General features: G+C 58.5%; 14 protein-coding genes. 7 read left to right on the plus strand and 7 right to left on the minus strand.

What is annotated here, in order from left to right; translation table 11 throughout:
* The first annotated feature begins 19 nt into the window (after positions 1 to 19).
* Positions 20 to 1,048, plus strand: coding sequence for a bile acid:sodium symporter family protein (locus tag J4D97_RS10385; RefSeq protein ID WP_208307519.1), 1,029 nt, complete (start codon positions 20 to 22; stop codon positions 1,046 to 1,048).
* A gap of 243 nt (positions 1,049 to 1,291) precedes the next feature.
* Complete coding sequence (locus J4D97_RS10390; protein ID WP_185284077.1) at positions 1,292 to 1,744, plus strand: ankyrin repeat domain-containing protein; 453 nt, start codon at positions 1,292 to 1,294, stop codon at positions 1,742 to 1,744.
* 10 nt (positions 1,745 to 1,754) lie between these two features.
* On the opposite strand, the gene J4D97_RS10395 is transcribed toward J4D97_RS10390, so the two are convergent.
* Complete coding sequence (locus tag J4D97_RS10395; RefSeq protein WP_208307520.1) at positions 1,755 to 3,092, minus strand: PepSY-associated TM helix domain-containing protein; 1,338 nt, start codon at positions 3,090 to 3,092, stop codon at positions 1,755 to 1,757.
* A 270-nt stretch (positions 3,093 to 3,362) separates the two neighbouring features.
* On the opposite strand from J4D97_RS10395, the gene J4D97_RS10400 reads away from it, so the two are divergent.
* Together J4D97_RS10400 and J4D97_RS10405 are read left to right on the plus strand one after the other, a co-directional pair.
* On the plus strand, positions 3,363 to 5,756 hold the full coding sequence (locus tag J4D97_RS10400) for a TonB-dependent receptor (RefSeq protein WP_243900240.1): 2,394 nt from the start codon (positions 3,363 to 3,365) through the stop codon (positions 5,754 to 5,756).
* Positions 5,757 to 5,862: 106 nt separating this feature from the next.
* The gene (locus J4D97_RS10405) at positions 5,863 to 6,699 is read left to right on the plus strand and encodes an MIP/aquaporin family protein (RefSeq protein WP_208307522.1); all 837 of its coding nucleotides are present in this window, start codon (positions 5,863 to 5,865) and stop codon (positions 6,697 to 6,699) included.
* A gap of 152 nt (positions 6,700 to 6,851) precedes the next feature.
* Here J4D97_RS10405 and J4D97_RS10410 read toward each other — a convergent pair whose 3' ends face one another.
* Positions 6,852 to 7,712 (minus strand): SDR family oxidoreductase, encoded by an 861-nt coding sequence (locus tag J4D97_RS10410; protein ID WP_208307523.1) that lies wholly within the window; start codon positions 7,710 to 7,712, stop codon positions 6,852 to 6,854.
* A 99-nt stretch (positions 7,713 to 7,811) separates the two neighbouring features.
* Here J4D97_RS10410 and J4D97_RS10415 point away from each other — a divergent pair, with 99 nt between their 5' ends.
* Positions 7,812 to 8,246, plus strand: a complete 435-nt coding sequence (locus J4D97_RS10415; protein WP_208307524.1) for a winged helix-turn-helix transcriptional regulator — start codon at positions 7,812 to 7,814, stop codon at positions 8,244 to 8,246.
* A 40-nt stretch (positions 8,247 to 8,286) separates the two neighbouring features.
* Here J4D97_RS10415 and J4D97_RS10420 read toward each other — a convergent pair whose 3' ends face one another.
* The 3 genes from J4D97_RS10420 to J4D97_RS10430 form a co-directional block, all read right to left on the minus strand.
* The gene (locus tag J4D97_RS10420) at positions 8,287 to 10,746 is read right to left on the minus strand and encodes a M1 family aminopeptidase (RefSeq protein ID WP_208307525.1); all 2,460 of its coding nucleotides are present in this window, start codon (positions 10,744 to 10,746) and stop codon (positions 8,287 to 8,289) included.
* A gap of 96 nt (positions 10,747 to 10,842) precedes the next feature.
* Positions 10,843 to 11,676 (minus strand): 4,5-DOPA dioxygenase extradiol, encoded by an 834-nt coding sequence (ygiD, locus tag J4D97_RS10425; protein WP_208307526.1) that lies wholly within the window; start codon positions 11,674 to 11,676, stop codon positions 10,843 to 10,845.
* Between the two features lie 294 nt (positions 11,677 to 11,970).
* Positions 11,971 to 12,564: an FMN-dependent NADH-azoreductase gene (locus tag J4D97_RS10430; RefSeq protein ID WP_208307527.1), complete on the minus strand. Its 594-nt coding sequence runs from the start codon at positions 12,562 to 12,564 to the stop codon at positions 11,971 to 11,973.
* 216 nt (positions 12,565 to 12,780) lie between these two features.
* Here J4D97_RS10430 and J4D97_RS10435 point away from each other — a divergent pair, with 216 nt between their 5' ends.
* The gene (locus tag J4D97_RS10435) at positions 12,781 to 13,149 is read left to right on the plus strand and encodes a winged helix-turn-helix transcriptional regulator (protein ID WP_208307528.1); all 369 of its coding nucleotides are present in this window, start codon (positions 12,781 to 12,783) and stop codon (positions 13,147 to 13,149) included.
* Positions 13,150 to 13,187: 38 nt separating this feature from the next.
* On the opposite strand, the gene proC is transcribed toward J4D97_RS10435, so the two are convergent.
* Entirely contained in the window at positions 13,188 to 13,991 is an 804-nt protein-coding gene (gene proC, locus J4D97_RS10440) for a pyrroline-5-carboxylate reductase (RefSeq protein WP_208307529.1), read from the minus strand.
* 189 nt (positions 13,992 to 14,180) lie between these two features.
* Entirely contained in the window at positions 14,181 to 15,722 is a 1,542-nt protein-coding gene (gene dnaB / locus J4D97_RS10445) for a replicative DNA helicase (protein ID WP_243900256.1), read from the minus strand.
* 441 nt (positions 15,723 to 16,163) lie between these two features.
* Between dnaB and J4D97_RS10450 the strand changes: the two genes are divergently transcribed.
* Positions 16,164 to 17,552, plus strand: coding sequence for a UDP-N-acetylmuramate--L-alanine ligase (locus J4D97_RS10450; RefSeq protein WP_208307530.1), 1,389 nt, complete (start codon positions 16,164 to 16,166; stop codon positions 17,550 to 17,552).
* Positions 17,553 to 17,797 lie beyond the last annotated feature (245 nt).

The following is a 17,797-nucleotide window of genomic DNA, read 5'->3' on the forward strand; positions in this document are numbered from 1 at the left end:
TATACTATTCTTCCTTTTCATGTCCCAACCAGCTCCCACGCCGACCCCTCCTACTGGCTTTTCCGCCCTGCTAACCCGTATTGCGAGCGAGTGGTTTTTATTAGGTCTAGCTGGCGTGGTGTTGCTTGCCTACCTTTTTCCGAATGCTGGCAGCAATGCCAGCCCCCTACCCTGGCACACCATCAAAACGGTAGGCGTGAGCATCATTTTCTTTGCGTATGGCTTACGCCTGAGCCCGGCCAAGCTGAAAACCGGCATGCGCAACTGGCAGCTCCACCTGGTTACGCAGCTAACTACGTTTGTGCTTTTCCCGCTGCTGGCGCTGGCCGTACGGCCCTTTTTCACGGGTGCAGAGGGTGCGTTGCTTTGGCAAAGCATTTTCTTTCTGTGTGCTCTTCCTAGCACCGTGTCTACGTCGGTGGTGATGGTGAGCATTGCGCAGGGCAACATTCCGGCGGCTATTTTCAACGCCACGCTGTCGGGGCTGCTGGGCATTGCGCTGACCCCGCTGCTTACCGGACTAGTATTGCAAACTAGCGCCACTGGTATTCCGCTGCAAGAGCTGGTACTGGATTTGGTTGGGCAGGTGATTGTGCCCGTGGCGGCCGGCGTGCTACTGAACCGCTGGCTGGGCGCATTTGCCGAGCGCAATGGCAAGCTGCTGCGCATTTCCGATCAGGTGATTATCCTACTGATCGTCTTTACAGCATTTTGCGAATCCTTTGCCGAGGGCGTGTTCAGTAGCTATGCCTTGCAAGATGTAGTGGGCCTAAGCTTGGGTATGGTAGGGTTGTACTTCGCCGTATTTGGAATTGTGTGGGGAGTGAGTGGCCTATTGGGTTTTCCGCGCGAAGACCGGATTACGGCCGTTTTTTGCGGTTCTAAAAAATCATTGGTTCACGGCAGCGTATTCGCCAGCCTGCTGTTTCCGGGGGCGGCTGCCGGGGCCTTACTGCTTCCGCTGATGCTATATCACGCGTTGCAAATCATTGTGGCGAGTACCATGGCGCAGCGCATGGGGAAACGAGCAGTCATTTCCGTCGTGTGAACACAAAGAGCGTGTAACACGCATCGCGTGCAGTAGTAGCCAAATTGCTCTTGTCAGAGACTCTATTTTGTATCGTTATAGCTACCTCTAACTTCAAAAAATTTAATTTTTATCTAATAACGAGTGCTTTATTACGCGGTGAAACATGATTTTCAGTAGATCTATCAGTTCGCGCACAATTTTTGGTTACGCCTCGCGCTTACCTACTGTTTTTGGTCGACCGATTTTTCTATTCGCTTTCTCATGCGCAAACTTTTCCTTACGCTATTAGTATCCTTGACGCTTGTAAGTATTGCCTCTGCACAAACGCCAGCCAAAGACTTATACACCGCAGTTCTCAAGAATAAGTCGGCTGAGGTAGAAGCGCTGCTTACCAGCGGGGCCGATGCCAACGCTTCCGTAGAGATGGTACCGGGTTTCCCGACCACCTATCTGATTATTGCAGCCGGGCAAAACCACCTCGATATTGTGAAAAGCCTGCTCCAACACAAGGCTTCGGTAAACAAAGCAGATAACTTTCGGAATACGCCCCTGATGGCTGCCGCCGCCAAAGGCCATGTTCAGGTAGTGCAACTGTTGCTCGCTAGCGGTGCCGACGCCAAGATGCAGGACGACGACGGCAAGAACGCCTTGGCACTCGCCAAAGAGGGCAACCACGCTGCCGTAGTTGCCCTCCTCGAACCCAAAACCAAGTAGCGCTAGGGTGCTACGCCGGCCGGCCTACCACTGCCGGTTGCCCAATAGCCGCTGACCGCCCAATAGAACGCCGATTGCTTTTCTGCCGCTTGTTCAGCCAGATAATTACCCCCGTAATGGGTAGGCTGGTGGCGATTAAGCAAGCCAGAAAATACAGAATCTTGGAAAAGGTGCCTGCTACCTCGCCCGTGTGCAGGGGTTTGATGAGGCTAGTCAGTTGCTCATTGAAGGGCTTGGCGGCGAAGATATCGGCCTTGAGCACGGTGCCGCTATACTGGTCCAGCGTGAGGCGGTCGGTGCCAGCCAGGGCAAAGAAGCCCGTTTTTGTTTTTTGAACACTAGCCGAGCCTTCCGGGCCTTTGGGTAGGGTCAGGCGTACATCGCCGGAGTAGGCCAACTGGCGGTTGGCCAAGGCCAGGTAGTCGTCGGCGGAGAGGGTGCGGCCAGTGGTGGCAGGCACGGCCGAAGGCAGTGGCTTCTCGCCCCTTCCCCCAAATACTTTGGCGCCCAACAAGCTGCTTAGGCCATCGCGGTACCACTCAAACGACCAGCACAGACCCGTCAGCGACATCACTGTGAGCAGGCCCAGCGCGTAGAAGCCCAGTGTATTATGCAGGTCGTAGTTGAGGCGCTTACGGCTTGCGTTGGTTTTAATGACGAAGCCGGGCCGCCACATTTTCCATTTGCTCCACTGCTTTAACTTAGCCGGCGCCCACAACACCAACCCGGTTAGCTGCAACACCACAAAAATCAGTGTGGCAGTTCCTACCAGTATCTGGCCCACTCCCCCTTCAATCAGCAGCCAGCGGTGCAGGCCCATCACGCCCATAAAGAACTTGGACAGGCCGGTTTCGGTGTTGCCTTGCACGGCGGCGGTGTAGGGATTCACGAGCAGCGTCTGCGAGTCCTGGTTGCCGTGCTTGCCGCCTTTGCCACCCCGGCTCTCCTTGCCGCCGCCGCCCCGGTGACCTTCACGGCTGGGCTTACTCCCTGCTTGTTGCTCCGCCTTTTCCTCGGCTTGCTGGCGCGCCAGGGCTTTCCGGGTAGTCAGCGAGAAGGCCCAGGCCCGCTCGGAGTCGGCGGGAATGCTTAGGGCTACCACTTTGCTGGCTGGGTAGGCTTGCTCCAGGCGGCTTACTAGAGTAGAGGCCGGCAGCGGCTGCCCGGCGGCGGGCGGAGTTACATGGTAGGCATCTGCCTCCACGGCCTGTGTAATTTCGGTGCGGAAGGTATAGAGGGTGCCGCTCAGACACACAATGAACAGGATAAGGCCGCTACCTACCCCCAACCATAGGTGAATGTCTAGGATAAACTTGCGTAGCGTGTAACCACTTTTCTCAGTTGTCACGGGAAATGGAATGAAGGGTAAGAAATGAATAAGGAAGAAGGCGACGCTAATTTAGATTAATTATAAATTAAATCGCTACGTGTGGGAGCCATCTTTTCCACATACCCGCTCTTCATGGGTCAAGCGTTTCATTATTCAATTTTACCTCTTATTTAGAAGTAATAAAAATAGACTAAAGCTTATTTGTTTTAATTCTAATTTAGAAGTTGCTTTGCCAATATTTTGAATCATTACAAATAAGGTATGGCAACACGTCTCCTCTTCCTCCCTTTGTTTCTTGGCCTTTCGTTTCCTGTGGATACTTTGGCGCAGTCTATACCGCGTACGGCAGCTCGCCAGGTGCAACAGGAAACCGGAACGCTAACCGGCCAGATACGGCTAGCCGACGGGCAAGCTGCGGAATCGGTGGCAGTGCTTGTGCAGGGCACCTCGCTGGGCACGAATACGGATGCAGACGGGCGTTTTCGCTTGCAGGCGCCTGCGGGCTGGCTGACGGTAGCTGTTACCCACGTAGGCTATGTAACTCAACTACTGACGGTGGAAGTGAAAGCCGGTCAGGCCGTTGCGATGGCCCCACTAACGCTGGCAAAAGACCAACGCCAGCTTTCGGAGGTGACCGTGACGGGCAACCGCTCCATCAACGAGAAACCTGTGGCCGTAGGCAAGCTGCCGGTACGCCCGCTAGACCTGCCCCAGAGCATCGTCACCATCGACCAGCAGGTGCTGGAGCAGCAGCAGGTGCTGCGCATCAGTGATGCGCTGGCCAACGTGAGTGGCGTGTACGTGATGGGTACCACCGGCGGCACCCAGGAAGAACTGGCCAGCCGGGGCTTCTCGATGGGCAGCAACAACACATTCAAAAATGGCGTGCGCTACAACAACGGCGCGCTGCCGGAAGCCACGGCTTTGGAAAGCTTCGAGGTGATGAAGGGTAGCAACGCTATTCTGTACGGCAACGTGGCGGCTGGCGGTATTATCAATCTAGTCACCAAAAAGCCCCGTTTCGAGCAGGGCGGGCAGGTAGGGATGCGCGTGGGTAGCTACGATTTCTACAAGCCGTTTGTGGATGTGTACGGCGCCGTGAACAGCTCCGAGCACGTGGCTTACCGGGTGAACGCCACCTACGAAAACGCCCGCAGCTTCCGCCAGGGCGTGTCGTCGAACCGCTTCTACGTGAATCCATCGCTGCTTTTTAAGGTAGGTGAGAAAACGGATTTGCTGGTGGAGGGCGACTACCTCCACGACGAACGCACCCCTGACTACGGTATTGGCACCATCAACTACCGCATTGTGGACGTGCCGCGCAGCCGGTTCTTAGGATCCAAATGGGCGTATAACAACACCGACCAGACCAGCCTCACCACTACCCTCACCCACCGCCTTTCCGACCGCTGGCAAGTACGCCTGATTGGCGGCTACCAAGGCTACGACAACGACCAGCGCAGCACTTCCCGTCCCATTGGAGTGCTTGAAAACGGCGACTGGAGCCGCAACGCCCAAGGCAGCCAGACTATGCAGGACTACTTTCTGGGTGAGCTGGACGTAACGGGCAAGTTCAAAACGTTCTTCCTCAGCCATGCTGTGCTGGTAGGCATGGATGCCGATAAGTACAATACCACCACGCCCTCATACACGGCCGTAGCCTATGACAAAATCAACATCCTTGATCTAGACAAGTACAAGCAGCGGGCCGACCTGCCGGCGCTATCGTTGGCCTCGCGCAATCACACCCCCATCCGGCGGGTAGGGGCCTACGTGCAGGATTTGATCAGCGTGGACGAAAAAGTGAAGATACTGGCCGGCGTGCGCTATACGTATCAGGAAACCGGTACGAAGTCGCTGTCATACAAGGACTACTCCGTGACGCAGAGCAAGCGCTACGACGACGCTTTTTCGCCGCGCCTGGGCCTGGTGTATCAGCCCATCAAGACCAGCTCCATCTTTGCTTCCTACTCCAACTCGTTTGTGCTGAACTCGGGTATTAGTCAAACTGGCGGTGCGCTGCCACCGTCCACCCTCAATCAGTTTGAGGTAGGTGTGAAAAACGACCTGTTCAACGGGGCCGTGTCGGCCAACGTGACGGCCTACCACATCGTGAACGACGGACAGGTACAGACCATTCTGCAAAACAGTCCAAGCTTTAATCCAGATTTTCCCAATGCTCAAGAATTGGCGGGTGAAGTGACCAGCAAGGGCTTAGAAGTGGACATTCTTAGCAAGCCCTATAAAGGCTGGTCGCTGATTGGGGGCTATAGCTATAACCACACCTCCTACACCAAGAGCAACATCTACGAGGTAGGAAGCCTGCTGCGCTACAACCCCAACCACACGGCCAACCTGAGCGTGTTCTACACCCTCGACCACTCCACGCTGCGCGGGCTGCAAGCCGGCTTCACGGCCTACTACGTGGGCGAGCGGCAGGCAGGCCGCAACACCCGCCTGGTTGGCAGCAACGGCCAGCCCATCAACGACACCTTCCAGCTGATTCCGCTGCCTGGCTACACGCAGTTTGATGCGTCGGTGGGCTATGCCTACCAGCGCCTCACGCTGCGCCTGAAGCTCTCCAACCTGCTTGATAAGCTTAGCTACAACGCTCACGACGATAACAGCATCAACCCCATTGCGCCACGCCAAATGGCCGCTACGCTCACCTACCAATTGTAAAAAACCGCGGCAGCTCCTCCCAAAGCAAAGCCCGACTGTAGCGACGCCAACACTTTAACCGGGGCTGCGTTAAGCGAATACTATTTGCTTCACGCAGCCCCCGTTTATGTCCACCTCCACTTCTGGCCTGCTCGCTACCCTCCGGCGCCATTGGGCCTACTATGTAGCGGAAGCAGCTGGAGCGGCCACGTTTATCATTGTGGCGTCGTGCGCGGCGGTGGTGGTCCAACACCCTACCTCGCCAGTGCGGCAGTGGCTGGGCGACAACGAGTTGCTGCGCCACGTGGTGCTGGGCCTACCCATTGGCCTGGCCGTGGCCCTCATGACGTATAGTGCCTGGGGGCAGCGCTCGGGGGCGCACCTCAACCCGGCCGTCACGCTGGCGTTCTGGCAGTTAGGTAGCCTCAGCGCCACCGATACGTTTTGGTACGTGGTGTTTCAGTTTGCGGGCGCTCTGACCGGCGGCTTCCTGATGGAGCAGGTACTGGCGCCTTGGTATACTCACCCAGACATCAAGCAAAACGTGACGGTGCCCGGCGACTGGGGCGTGGGTGTGGCACTGCTGGCCGAAGCCGCTATTTCGGCCTTTTTCATGTTTGTGCTGCTCTGGGCGCTGCACTCCGAGCAGCGGCGCAAGTACGCCGGCTGGCTGCTGGCCGGCTTGCTGGCCCTCTACATTGCCTTCGAAACGCCGCTTTCAGGGATGAGCCTGAACCCCGCCCGGTCGCTGGGCACAGCCGTAGCGGCTGGCAATTTCACGGGGCTGTGGGTGTATTTTGTGGCGCCCATTGCCTCTATGTGGCTGGTGGCGGTGCTCTTTCAGCGCTATTACCACGGCGCGACATTTGAATGCGCCGTTTTGGCCGGCTGCGCCACCCCCGCCGAAGCCGGTCCGTATGCCCGACAACAGCCCCAGTTCCCCGATCCGCAGGGCGACAAGTAGCTGCTGGTTCTCCTCCCCTATCTACCCGCTTGGGCTAGAACAGGCGGTACAGTGACGTGACCTAATGCCTCTCTACATTACGCAAACGGCCTCCGTTTTTACCTTACAGAGTAAAGTAAAAACGGAGGCCGTTTGCTGAATAATTCTGCTGTTTACTTACCGTAAACGCCCGTCAGGAACGTTTTCAAGTCGGTGGGGCGGCGGCCCAGCAGTTGCTCCAGGGTAGGGCTGCTGAGGTTGAACTCATCGGCGGCCATGGCTTTTGATAAGCCGACCATCATCATCACTACGGGTTCGGGCACGTGGTGCTCGCGCATGCCGGCGGCCAGGGCTTCCGGCGTAATGGGCACATACTGCACGGGCTGGCCGGCTACCTCACTCAGAGCAGTAGCAATATCCTGGAAGGAATAGGCCGGCGCGGGCGCCAGGTCGTACGTCTGGTTGTTGTGGCCGGGGGAAGCTAAAATAGTGGCCGTGGCTTCGGCCAGGTCCTGGCGGAGCGCGTAGCTTACTTTGCCCTCGCCAGCTGCGGCGAAGAGCTGGCCGCTGGGTAGGGCGTTTTCGCCAATCATCATCGGCAGAATGTCCAGGTACAGCGTATTGCGTAGCAGCGTGTACGTCAAGCCCGATTCTTTTAAGTACGCCTCGGTAGCCACGTGGCTGGGCGAAGCGCCGAAGTGCGAATCGGCCGAGGGGTTCGTAACGCTGGTATAGAGCACGTGGCGCACCCCGGCTTTCTTGGCCGCGTCAATCACGTTTTTGTGCTGCTGTAAGCGGTTTTCCAAGTCGTCACCAGAAATCAGCAGCACCTTCTCCGCGCTTTGAAAGGCCGCTTGCAGCGTGGCGGGGTCGTTGTAGTCGCCCTGTCGCACCTGCACGCCCTGGGCACTCAGGTCGGTGGCTTTTTGCGGGTCTCGCACCAACGCAATCAGTTGGTTGGCAGGAACTTTAGACAATAGGGCGTTGAGGGTAGCCTGGCCGAGGTGGCCGGTAGCTCCGGTGATGGCAATCATGTGCTTGGTTCTTTTAAATACAATAGTTACTTTTAGTAACCCAAAGCTAGCAGGTGTGTTTATCGTCTGCAAGAAGGCATTTTCTTATTCCTTAGGCACATGCACGTAACTATCACTGATAATCAGCCCCTTGTTTTTCGAGCTGAGGCGCAAAAAATTTTGCAAGATGCCCAAACGGCCGCCAGCATTTGCCCCGTGCGCCACGTCCTCGACCGTATCGGCGATAAATGGTCGTTGCTCTGCATCCTGCACCTGGGCGCCACCGACACGCTGCGCTTCAACGAGTTGCGCAAGCAAATCGGCGACGTATCGCAGCGAATGCTCACCGTCACGCTTCGCTCCCTGGAAGCCGACGGCCTGGTGCAGCGTCACGTGTACGCCGAGGTGCCGCCCCGCGTAGAATACCAGCTCACGCCGCTGGGCCACAGCCTGCTCGTAGCCTTCTCAGGACTTGGCACCTGGGCCAATGCGCACGCCCAGGAAGTAGCCCAAGCCCGGCAGGCATTTGCGGCGCGGGAAAAGAGCGAAGGGTAGAAACCCAACCAGCAGCTGGCATTTTCGCCCTACCCCTCGCCTACGCTGCTTCAATTTCTGCTACGGCCTGCGCTACCAGTGTGGCTGCAAGCGCCGCGTTGGGGCGACCAGCCTGATGCTGCTGAATCTGACGAAGCAGGCCAATCAGCCGCTTGAAATCTAGGTAGGGTTTGAAGCCCACCGTCAGGTCTTTGATGCGGGAGATGCCTTCGGTCAGGGCGGTAGGGTCGTCGAGACGTCCTAGTATCTCACCCAGGCCGGGTAGCATTTCGAGGCGGTTTATGGGGGTAGCGGCGTCGTACTTTTTCCGCATCAGGGGCCATTGCGCCAGCGTGCCTACCTGGCCGTATACCTGCACCAGGGCTATTGTGAGGGCACCCGTATTGTCGGCTTCCAAAGCCAACGCGCGGGTCAGAGCCAGCTTCGGATTCAGCGGCAACAGCCCTTGCAGCGCCGCCCCCTGCACCCGGTACGACGGACTTCCCAAAGCCTGCGCAAACAGCGGGGCATACCGTTTCTCCTTGAGCGAACCCAACGCCAGCAGCGCCGCCGCCCGCACCTGCACCGACGAATCGATAGTAGCGAGCTGTAGCAGCGCGGGCGTAGCCGCTTTACGCAAACCCGCCTGCTGGAGCGCCAGGGCTTCGATAGCAAACTGGCGCAGTACCGGCGACTGATCGGCCAGGCCCGCTACCAACAGCTGTTGGGCCACCGGCTGGATAATTTGCTTTTGGGCGGCCGCCAGGGCCTCGCGACGGTCGAGGTAGCGCGGGGCGTGGCGGAACTGGTAGGCGAAGGCGGCCAGCGGCTTGTTGTCGGTTTTCTGCCAGACCAGCACCTTTTCGGCATCCACGTTCACCAAATCCGGCTTGCTGGCCGACGGAAAGCGGAAGGTTTCGGCGGCCTTCCGCACGGTAATGTGGTGGCGCGTGGGCTTGCCATCAGCATACAGATCTACGGCCAGCGGCAGTTGAAAGGCCGGCCCCGGCTGGGTTTGCCTGATGGTGACTTGCTGCTCCTTCCGAGCCGCATCCCAGGCGTAGTCAATCGTGACAATGGGGTGGCCGGCTCGGTAGTACCACTGGTTGAAAAACCAGTTCAGATCCTGCCCCGATGCCTCTTCCAATGCCAGCCGCAACTGCTGGGCCTCGCCGGTTCCGAAAGCGTTTTGCATCAGGTAGCGCTGCAAGCCCTTGAAAAACACTTCTTCTCCCAGGCAGCTACGCAGCATGTTCAGGATGCTGCCGCCCTTTTGGTAGCTCACCCCGTCGAACATGTCTTCCTTGTCGGCGTAGGTGAAGCGCACGAGCGGCTTGGCATAGTTGCCGGCGCTGCTCAGGTAGTTGCGCAGGCTGCGGTCGGCCTGGGCGGCGCCAGCATCGGGGCCGTGGGCGTGCTCGGCCCACAGCACCTCCGAGAAATTGGCAAACGACTCGTTCATGGTCAGGTTGCTCCAGCTCTCGGCCGTCACGTAGTCGCCAAACCACTGATGAAACAGCTCGTGGGCTATTTCGCGCTCCACATCGGCGTACTCCCAATCCAGCTGCTCGCGGGCGGTGCCCTGGGCGTGCGGTCCATATAAGGAAGCCGTGGTATTTTCCATCGCCCCACTCACGTAGTCGCGCACCACCACCTGGGCGTACTTCTGCCACGGAAACTCCACACCCAAACGCTCAGAAAAGAACTCCAGCATGCGGGGCGTCTGCCCGAAAATGGCGCGGGCCTGCGCGGCGTACCGCGGCTCCAGATAGTAGCTCACTTCCTTCCCGCGCCAGGTATCGGTGGTTTTGCGGAAGTCGCCCACGGCCAGCATAAACAGGTAGGGCGCGTGGGGCTGCTCCATCTTCCAGGTGTCGCGGCGCAGGCCGGGGCCGGCAGGCACCTGGCTCACCAGCGCGCCGTTGCTGAGGGTAGCGTACTTGGCGGGAACCGTCAGGCTGATTTCGGAGGTAGACTTCTGGTTGGGCTTGTCGATAGTCGGGAACCAGGCCGAATTGGCTTCCGTCTCGCCCTGCGTCCAGATTTGCACGGGTTTGCCGGCCTCCGCGCTGCCGGGGTTGATGAAGTAAAGGCCCTTGGCATCCCGAATAGCCGCCGAGCCCTTCGCGTGCAGCTCGTCGGGTTTGGCCGTGTACTCGATGTAGATGGTATACGCCTCCCCCGCTGGCACCCTTCGCCCCAACCGAATCAGCAATTGCCGCTGGTTGTAGTCGTATGGCAGGGGCTGCGGCACATCCCCCTGCATCAAGGCCACTGCCTGAATATCCATGCCCTGCGCATCCAGCCGCAGTGAGTCGGTGGGGTAGGCGTGCGGCTTCAGTGTCAGCCATTCCTTGCCGTATGCGTAGCGCTTGGCATAATCGAACCGCAGGTCCAACCGCGTGTGCACCAGGTCGTTGATTTTGCGCGGCGTGGCGCGATACACAGTATCGGTTGGTTGCTGGGCAACCGCCGGGGTAGCAACGGCAAAGGCGAGCAGCAGCAAGAGTAGATTTCGCATCAGGTGCACAAGATGAATAAACTTGTGCTATAGAAGATGCGCACCTTGCGCAGAGGGTTGCCTGCGGCCTTGGGTAGCCAGCTCTGCACGTTGCCCTTACCCTACCACAAACGTGCGCATGCTCATCCCCCCAAAGCTCACCTCCTCGAAGGCGTGCCGGATGTCGTCGTCGGCTTCGGCCAGGGCTAGGCTGTAGAGCATCGGGATGTAGTGGTCGGGGGTGGGCACGGCGAGGGGGCCGGCGGCGCCGGCTTGCTGGTAGTGCGCCAGGGCCAGCAAGTCGCGCTGGTCGATTTTCTGCTTGGCCCAGGCATCAAATTCCACGGCCCAGGCGTGGGGTGCGGGGTTGTTGTGCAGGAAGTGGGGCATGCTCTGGCGCAGGTTGTGCACAATGTTGCCGCTGCCTACCACCAGCACCCCGCGCCGCCGCAGAAACTGCAGCTGCCGGGCCAGCTCGGCGTGGTAGGTAAGCGGCCGGCCGTAGTCAATGCTGAGCTGAAACACCGGAATATCTGCCTCCGGAAACAAGTGGTGCAGCACCGTCCAGGTACCGTGGTCGAGGCCCCACTCGTCGGTGGGGTGGGCGTCGGGTAGGGCGGCCAGCACCTCCTGGGCCACGTCGGGCGCGCCGGGTGCGGGGTACTGCATGGCAAACAACTCGTCGGGGAAGCCGCCGAAGTCGTGGATGGTTTCGGGCTGCTCGTTCACGGCCACGTAGGTGCCGCGCGTGAGCCAGTGGGCCGACACCACCAGCACCGCCCGCGGCGGTTGCCGGTTCCGGATATCCCTACCCAACTGGTGCAGGGTTTGGGTGAAAGGGTTGTCGGCCAGCGCGTTCATGGGCGAGCCGTGCCCGACGAAAAGCACCGGCATTTTATCGGTTTTCTGAAACGCGGAAGCGGTTTTGTGAAGGTCTTGCAGGGAGTTCATGGCAAAGGCGAAGGGGTAGTAGCGCTGGGTTTTCCGGGAATCTTACTACTATCCGAGGGCGGCGTTGGCTTGCAACAACAGTACCGCGTCCGTAGCAGCAGAACCCTAATTATAGGGTAGGAACAAGGCCAGCTATTTCACTTAAGATAACAATCTAATGAGGCAAACTGCTGAGGCAAACTGCTGAGGCAAGCTGCTGAGGCAAACTGCACAAAATCATTCAGCCATTACCTCAGGCGAGGCGCCCCAGCCCAGCGGCCGTCGGATTGGTACGCCTCGCCTTTCCGGCATTGGCTAGACGGCCACGCTATCTAGGCCTTTTTGCAGGGCTTGGGCCTGAAATTCGGGTAGCTTCACGCCTTCGGCGCGGGCTACGGTTATGTCGGTCATACCCAGGAACCCGAGCATCCAGCGTAGGTAGGGCGTAGCAAAATCGTAGGGCTGCATGGGTCCCTCGGAGTAGATGCCGCCACTGGCTACGGCCAGGTACACCCGCTTATCGGTTATCAGTCCCTCCGGACCGGTAGGCGTGTAGCGGAATGTGATGCCCGCCCGCGTCAGGTGGTCGAGCCACGATTTCAGCGATGAAGCAATGGAGAAGTTATAAAACGGCACTCCAATGACCAGCACATCGGCAGCGAGTACCTCCGCAATGGCCTCATCGGAGTGGCGCACGGCCTGCTGCTCCGCCGAACGAGCCTCGACCGGTGTGAAATAGGCTTGCAGATGGGCTTCCTCCAGGTGAGGAAATGGGTTCTTGGCCAAGTTGCGCACTACCACAGAGCTACCGGGATGCGCCGCGAGTAGCTTGTCGATAATTCCCTGGCTGAGTTGGGTGCTGTACGACTCGGCCCCGCGGGCGCTGGAAATAATTTGCAGGATCTGCATAGGAAAAAAGGTAAAATGAGGAAGAAAAAACGATGCGAAAACGGGCAGCATCTACCCACCCTGTTTCGCCGTACCACTGGTACTCTGGTTTCCTCAAGTAATCAGCTACCCTTTTGTTTGCTCTCCGTAGAAGTTGCAGATTACGCCCCCGTAACCTGATTTCCAGCAGGTAATCAGCTGTTTTTCTTCCAAATCACAATTTTTCTTCACTCTACTATGCTCAAGCATAACGCCGCGGAATGCACCCACACCATAGAAGGATTACGTAGCGCGCTGACCGTGTTCAGCGGCAAATGGAAGCTGCAAATAATCGTAGCGCTGCTCTCAGGTGTGCATCACTTCCGAGGCCTGGAGCGCAGTATTCCGGGTATCTCCACGAAAGTGCTGGCCAAGGAGCTCAAGGACTTAGAAGCCCACCAGCTCCTCGCGCGCACGGTTCATCCCGGCCCGCCGGTTGTAGTTGAATACCAGGCGCTGCCCTATGCCAGCACGCTTGAGCCCGTTATCAGCATCCTAAAAGACTGGGGAAATGCACATCAGCTTCGATTAGATGCTGCCTCAACTGCCCCCGCACAAGAAGCATAGGCCAGGCGGATCGACTGGAATGGGTGGGTATTCTTCCGCTACCCTTTCGACAGCTCCCCCGCCCGGCGCTCGGCCGCGCTAATTCCCCCAATCAGTGCCCCCGCCAAATCCCGCTCCCCGAATACCGTGAGGGCCGCCTCCGTGGTGCCGCCCTTCGAGGCTACGGCCTTAATCAACTCATCCAGCGACTTTTCGGAGTTGTTGAGCAGGTGGAAGGAGCCCAGCATCGTTTGTTTCACCAGCTGCGCGGCCAGTGCCTCGTCGAAGCCCAGCTGGCGGCCGGCCTCAATCATGGCCCGCACAATGTAGAAGAAGTAGGCCGGGCCGCTGCCGCTCACGGCTGTGGCGGCGTCGAGCAGGTTTTCCTGCTCTAGAAACACGGCCCGCCCGGTGGAGTTAATCAGGTTTTCCACCTGCCGGATTTGCCGCACCGTCAGCCCATCGGCGGCGGCGTAGGCCGTCATGCCCAGCCCGATGAGAGCCGGCGTGTTGGGCATGGCCCGAATGATGAGGGGGTGCGCCAGCTCCTGCTGCAACCGGGCAATAGGAATGCCCGCCATAATGGACAGTACCATCTGCTGGGGCTGCACCACCTCACGCAACTCCCGCGCTACCGCGCTGAAATCCTGGGGCTTCACGGCCACAATCACCAGATCGTACAGGCCTACCTCCTGCGTGATGCCCAGCACCACGCGCCCAGCCTGCCTACCTTCCAGCTCCGTCTGCCGGGCCGGGCTCCTGGCCACCAGCAGCATGTTATCGGGCTTCACTAGGTTGTTTTGCAGAAAGGATTTGGCGTAGGCCATGCCCATGTTGCCGCATCCAATGATTGCTACGCGCATTGTCGTTGGGGTAGAAGGTTGGATTGACAAGGTAGGAAACGTTGTCATTGTACTCACCAGAACACACCAAAACGTCATTTCGACCAGCGGGAGAAATCTCGCGTGCCGACACCGGATAGTAACACCCGGAAGCACGCGAGATTTCTCCCGTTGGTCGAAATGACGTTCTTTTTCTCGCTCTTATTGTTTTTAAAACGGCGGGTCTTCGTTGCCGAAGTTGCTGCGGGGGAAGGCCTGCGGAGGCGGCGTGTCGTTGTTGATGCGCGAGCCCAGGCGAATGGTGTTTGGGGCAAAAGCGCTCGGGTCCTCGTCGAAGGTGCTGGTGGGGAAGGCGCCGGGATTGTAGTCGCCCCCGCCTTCGAAACCGCCTACCCCGTCGAGGTCGGCAAACTTGGTGAAGCGACCGATAAACTTGAGCTGCACCGTTTCCAGGGAGCCGTTCCGGTGCTTGGCAATAATCACCTCGCCCATGCCCTGGGTAGGGTTGCCCATTTCGTCCTCCGTAATCTTGTAGTATTCCGGGCGATACAGGAACACCACCATGTCGGCGTCCTGCTCGATAGAACCAGATTCACGAAGGTCACTCAGCTGCGGTTTCTTATCGCCACCGCGGGTTTCTACGGAGCGTGAGAGCTGTGACAGCGCCAGCACGGGCACATTCAGCTCTTTGGCTATTCCCTTGAGCGCCCGCGAGATAGAGGCAATTTCCTGTTCGCGGTTGCCGGCGCCCTTGCCCCCATCCGAGTTGCCCGTCATCAACTGCAAGTAGTCGATGATGATCATCTGGATATCGTGGTGAGCCTTGAGGCGGCGGCACTTGGTGCGCAGCTCGCGGATACTGAGCGCGGGCGTATCGTCAATAAAAATCGGCGCCGACGACAGCGAGGAAATCTTGTGGTTAAGCTGCGCCCATTCGTAATCGGCCAAGTTGCCCTTCTTGATCTTCTCCGAATCCAGCTCCGCTTCCGCCGAAATCAGACGGTTTACGAGCTGAATAGACGACATTTCCAGCGAGAAAATGGCCACCGGCTTTTTGTGGTCCACGGCCGCGTTGCGCATGGCCGATACCACGAAGGCTGTTTTTCCCATGCCTGGGCGCGCGGCAATAATCACTAAGTCAGAGGGTTGCCAGCCGCTCGTTACACGGTCTAGGGCTGAGAAGCCGGAGGGTACGCCGGTGAGACCATCCTTCTGGTTTTTCTTTTCTTCCAGCTCTTTGATGGCCTTGCCCATCAAGGAACGCATGTCGTCAAAGTTTTTGCGGATGTTGGATTCCGACACTTCAAACAACGCCTGCTCGGTGGCATCCAGCAGGTTGAACACGTCGGTGGTATCCTCAAACGCGTCGCGGTGGATTTCGCTGGCAATGCGAATCAGCTCGCGCTTGATGGCGTTTTCGGTGATGATGCGGGCGTGGTATTCAATGTTGGCCGCCGAGTTCACCTTGAAAGTGAGGTTGGCCACGTAGTGCGTGCCGCCGGCCATTTCCAGCTCGCCCAGCTCCTTCAACTCCTGGTTGACGGTGAGCAGGTCAATCGGCTCCGACTTATCGAACAAACTCAGAATCGCCTTGAAAATGCTCTGGTGCCGGTCGTCGTAGAAGCTCTGGGGCTTCAGAATATCGATAACGGTGGTGAGGGCGTCCTTTTCCAGCATGAGAGCGCCGAGCACGGCCGCTTCCAGCTCGCGGGCCTGGGGAGGCAATTTGCCGGCGGGCGCAGCCATCGACATAGCCGGCGGGCGGCTGGTCCAGGCGGCTTTGGCCCGCGAGGCCGATTGTTTCAGGCGGTCATCCATCCGGTCATTCATTGGGTTGAGGGAAATACAAGGTAAGCAGAACTGGAGTAGCAGCCGGCGACTGCACCAAAAAATGTTCAGTCGGCCGTGCCCGGCGCACACCCGGCCAGGCCAGGCAAAAGGGGTACAAAACTAACGGCTAACGCGAAGAAAACACGTGTGGGAAATACAGTTTCTTTTACTATGTTACATGGTGTGTGTCGGCCAGACAGCAGGACCATTTGCCTGTTTGGGTGGGTAGGCGACAGCACGCCGCGCCTACCCACTCAATAACCGGCCGGCTCTGGCTGCGTCCCTCCCTAACCTCTACCCCGGCTGGTATGTTCTATCTGCCTACCTTTGCCGCCCATTCGCTTGCATCGTTTCGCTTACTCAATGCCCGCTACCCCTTCCTCTTTTCAGCGCCTTCATCTGATTGCTACCGGCGGCAGCATCATGCACAATCTGGCCCTGGCCCTGCACCAGCGCGGCACCCACGTCACGGGCTCCGACGACGAGATATTTGAGCCCGCCAAAAGTCGCCTGCAAGCTGCCGGGCTGCTGCCGGCCGAAGAAGGCTGGTTCCCGGAGAAAATCACCGCCGACCTCGACGCCGTGATTGTGGGCATGCACGCCCGCCCCGACAACCCCGAGCTGCTGCGCGCTCAGGAGTTGGGCCTGCGCGTGTATTCGTTTCCGGAGTTCATCTACGAGGCCAGCAAGGACAAGCAGCGCATCGTGATTGGCGGCTCGCACGGCAAAACCAGCATTACTTCGCTGATTCTGCACGTATTGCGCTACCACCAGCGCAAGTTCGACTACGCGGTAGGTGCCCAGCTGGCGGGCTTCGATCTGATGGTGCAGCTGACGGAAGATGCGCCCATTATCATCATTGAGGGCGACGAGTACCTGTCGTCGCCCATCGACCGGCGGCCAAAGTTCCACCTCTATCAGCATCACATCGGCGTGATTTCCGGCATCAGCTGGGACCACATCAACGTGTTTCCGACGGAGGAAATCTACCGCGAGCAGTTCCGAATCTTCGCGGAGATGACGCCCAAGGCCGGCACGCTCATCTACGACCAGGACGACGAGCAGGTGCAGCTCGTGACCGTGCCTACCTCCCCCGACGTGAAGTACGTGGGCTACGGCCCACACGAGCATGTGCTGCGCGATGGCAAAACCTACCTCCTCACCAAGCGCGATGAGCAGGTGCCTGTGCAGGTATTTGGCGCCCACAACCTGCGCAATATTTCGGCGGCCAAGGAGGTGTGCAAGCAACTGGGCATCAAAGGCAAGGATTTTTACGAAGCCATTGCGACTTTCAAAGGCGCCGCACGCCGCCTGGAGCTGGTGCGCGAGGGCCAAGACTCGGTCGTATACAAGGACTTTGCGCACTCGCCTAGCAAGCTGAAAGCCACGGCCACGGCCCTGAAACAGCAGTTTCCGAAGCGCCGGCTGGTGGCCTGCCTGGAGTTGCACACGTTCAGCTCGCTCAACCCGGCCTTCCTACCCCAATACGCCCACACCTTCGATGCGCCCGACGTGGCGGTGGTCTACTTCAACCCGCACGTGCTGGAACACAAGCGCCTACCCGCCCTACCCCCCGAGGCCGTGCAACAGGCCTTCCAACGCCCCAATTTGCAGGTATTCACCGATAGCAAGGCCCTGGCCGATTTCCTGCATCAGCAAAACTGGCAGGATACCAACCTGCTGATGATGACCTCCGGCACGTTTGACGGGCTGGATTTGGCAGCGCTGGCAACAGAGGTGGTTGATAAATAACCACAAGTGTGGGTGTGGCAGAACGCAGGCTTTATTACAGCGGTTTTGCAGTCGGTGTGCAGGTTGTGCTGGCGTGCCCCCCCCAGCCCCTCCCCTCCGGGAGAGGGGTGCCAGACGAAGCTGATAGCTATACTCGTCGCGAATTGATTTGCGAAAATGGTCAGCTAGAGTGTGTGGACAGCAAGGAGAGTATTTTTACGCCATGCGCCGTCATGAATTAACCGAACGCGAATGGAAAATGGTCG

The sequence above is a fragment of the Hymenobacter defluvii genome (assembly GCF_017589435.1).
In the GTDB taxonomy this organism is placed as follows: Bacteria; Bacteroidota; Bacteroidia; order Cytophagales; family Hymenobacteraceae; genus Hymenobacter; species Hymenobacter profundi.

What these genes read in the sequence shown, in the direction of transcription:
- J4D97_RS10385 (WP_208307519.1), top strand. Translation starts at nt 20, where the DNA reads ATGTCCCAACCAGCTCCCACGCCGACCCCTCCTACTGGCTTTTCCGCC.
- J4D97_RS10390 (WP_185284077.1), top strand. Translation starts at nt 1,292, where the DNA reads ATGCGCAAACTTTTCCTTACGCTATTAGTATCCTTGACGCTTGTAAGT.
- J4D97_RS10405 (WP_208307522.1), top strand. Translation starts at nt 5,863, where the DNA reads ATGTCCACCTCCACTTCTGGCCTGCTCGCTACCCTCCGGCGCCATTGG.
- J4D97_RS10410 (WP_208307523.1), bottom strand. Translation starts at nt 7,712, where the DNA reads ATGATTGCCATCACCGGAGCTACCGGCCACCTCGGCCAGGCTACCCTC.
- J4D97_RS10415 (WP_208307524.1), top strand. Translation starts at nt 7,812, where the DNA reads ATGCACGTAACTATCACTGATAATCAGCCCCTTGTTTTTCGAGCTGAG.
- J4D97_RS10420 (WP_208307525.1), bottom strand. Translation starts at nt 10,746, where the DNA reads ATGCGAAATCTACTCTTGCTGCTGCTCGCCTTTGCCGTTGCTACCCCG.
- ygiD (WP_208307526.1), bottom strand. Translation starts at nt 11,676, where the DNA reads ATGAACTCCCTGCAAGACCTTCACAAAACCGCTTCCGCGTTTCAGAAA.
- J4D97_RS10430 (WP_208307527.1), bottom strand. Translation starts at nt 12,564, where the DNA reads ATGCAGATCCTGCAAATTATTTCCAGCGCCCGCGGGGCCGAGTCGTAC.
- J4D97_RS10435 (WP_208307528.1), top strand. Translation starts at nt 12,781, where the DNA reads ATGCTCAAGCATAACGCCGCGGAATGCACCCACACCATAGAAGGATTA.
- proC (WP_208307529.1), bottom strand. Translation starts at nt 13,991, where the DNA reads ATGCGCGTAGCAATCATTGGATGCGGCAACATGGGCATGGCCTACGCC.
- dnaB (WP_243900256.1), bottom strand. Translation starts at nt 15,722, where the DNA reads ATGTCGATGGCTGCGCCCGCCGGCAAATTGCCTCCCCAGGCCCGCGAG.
- J4D97_RS10450 (WP_208307530.1), top strand. Translation starts at nt 16,164, where the DNA reads ATGCCCGCTACCCCTTCCTCTTTTCAGCGCCTTCATCTGATTGCTACC.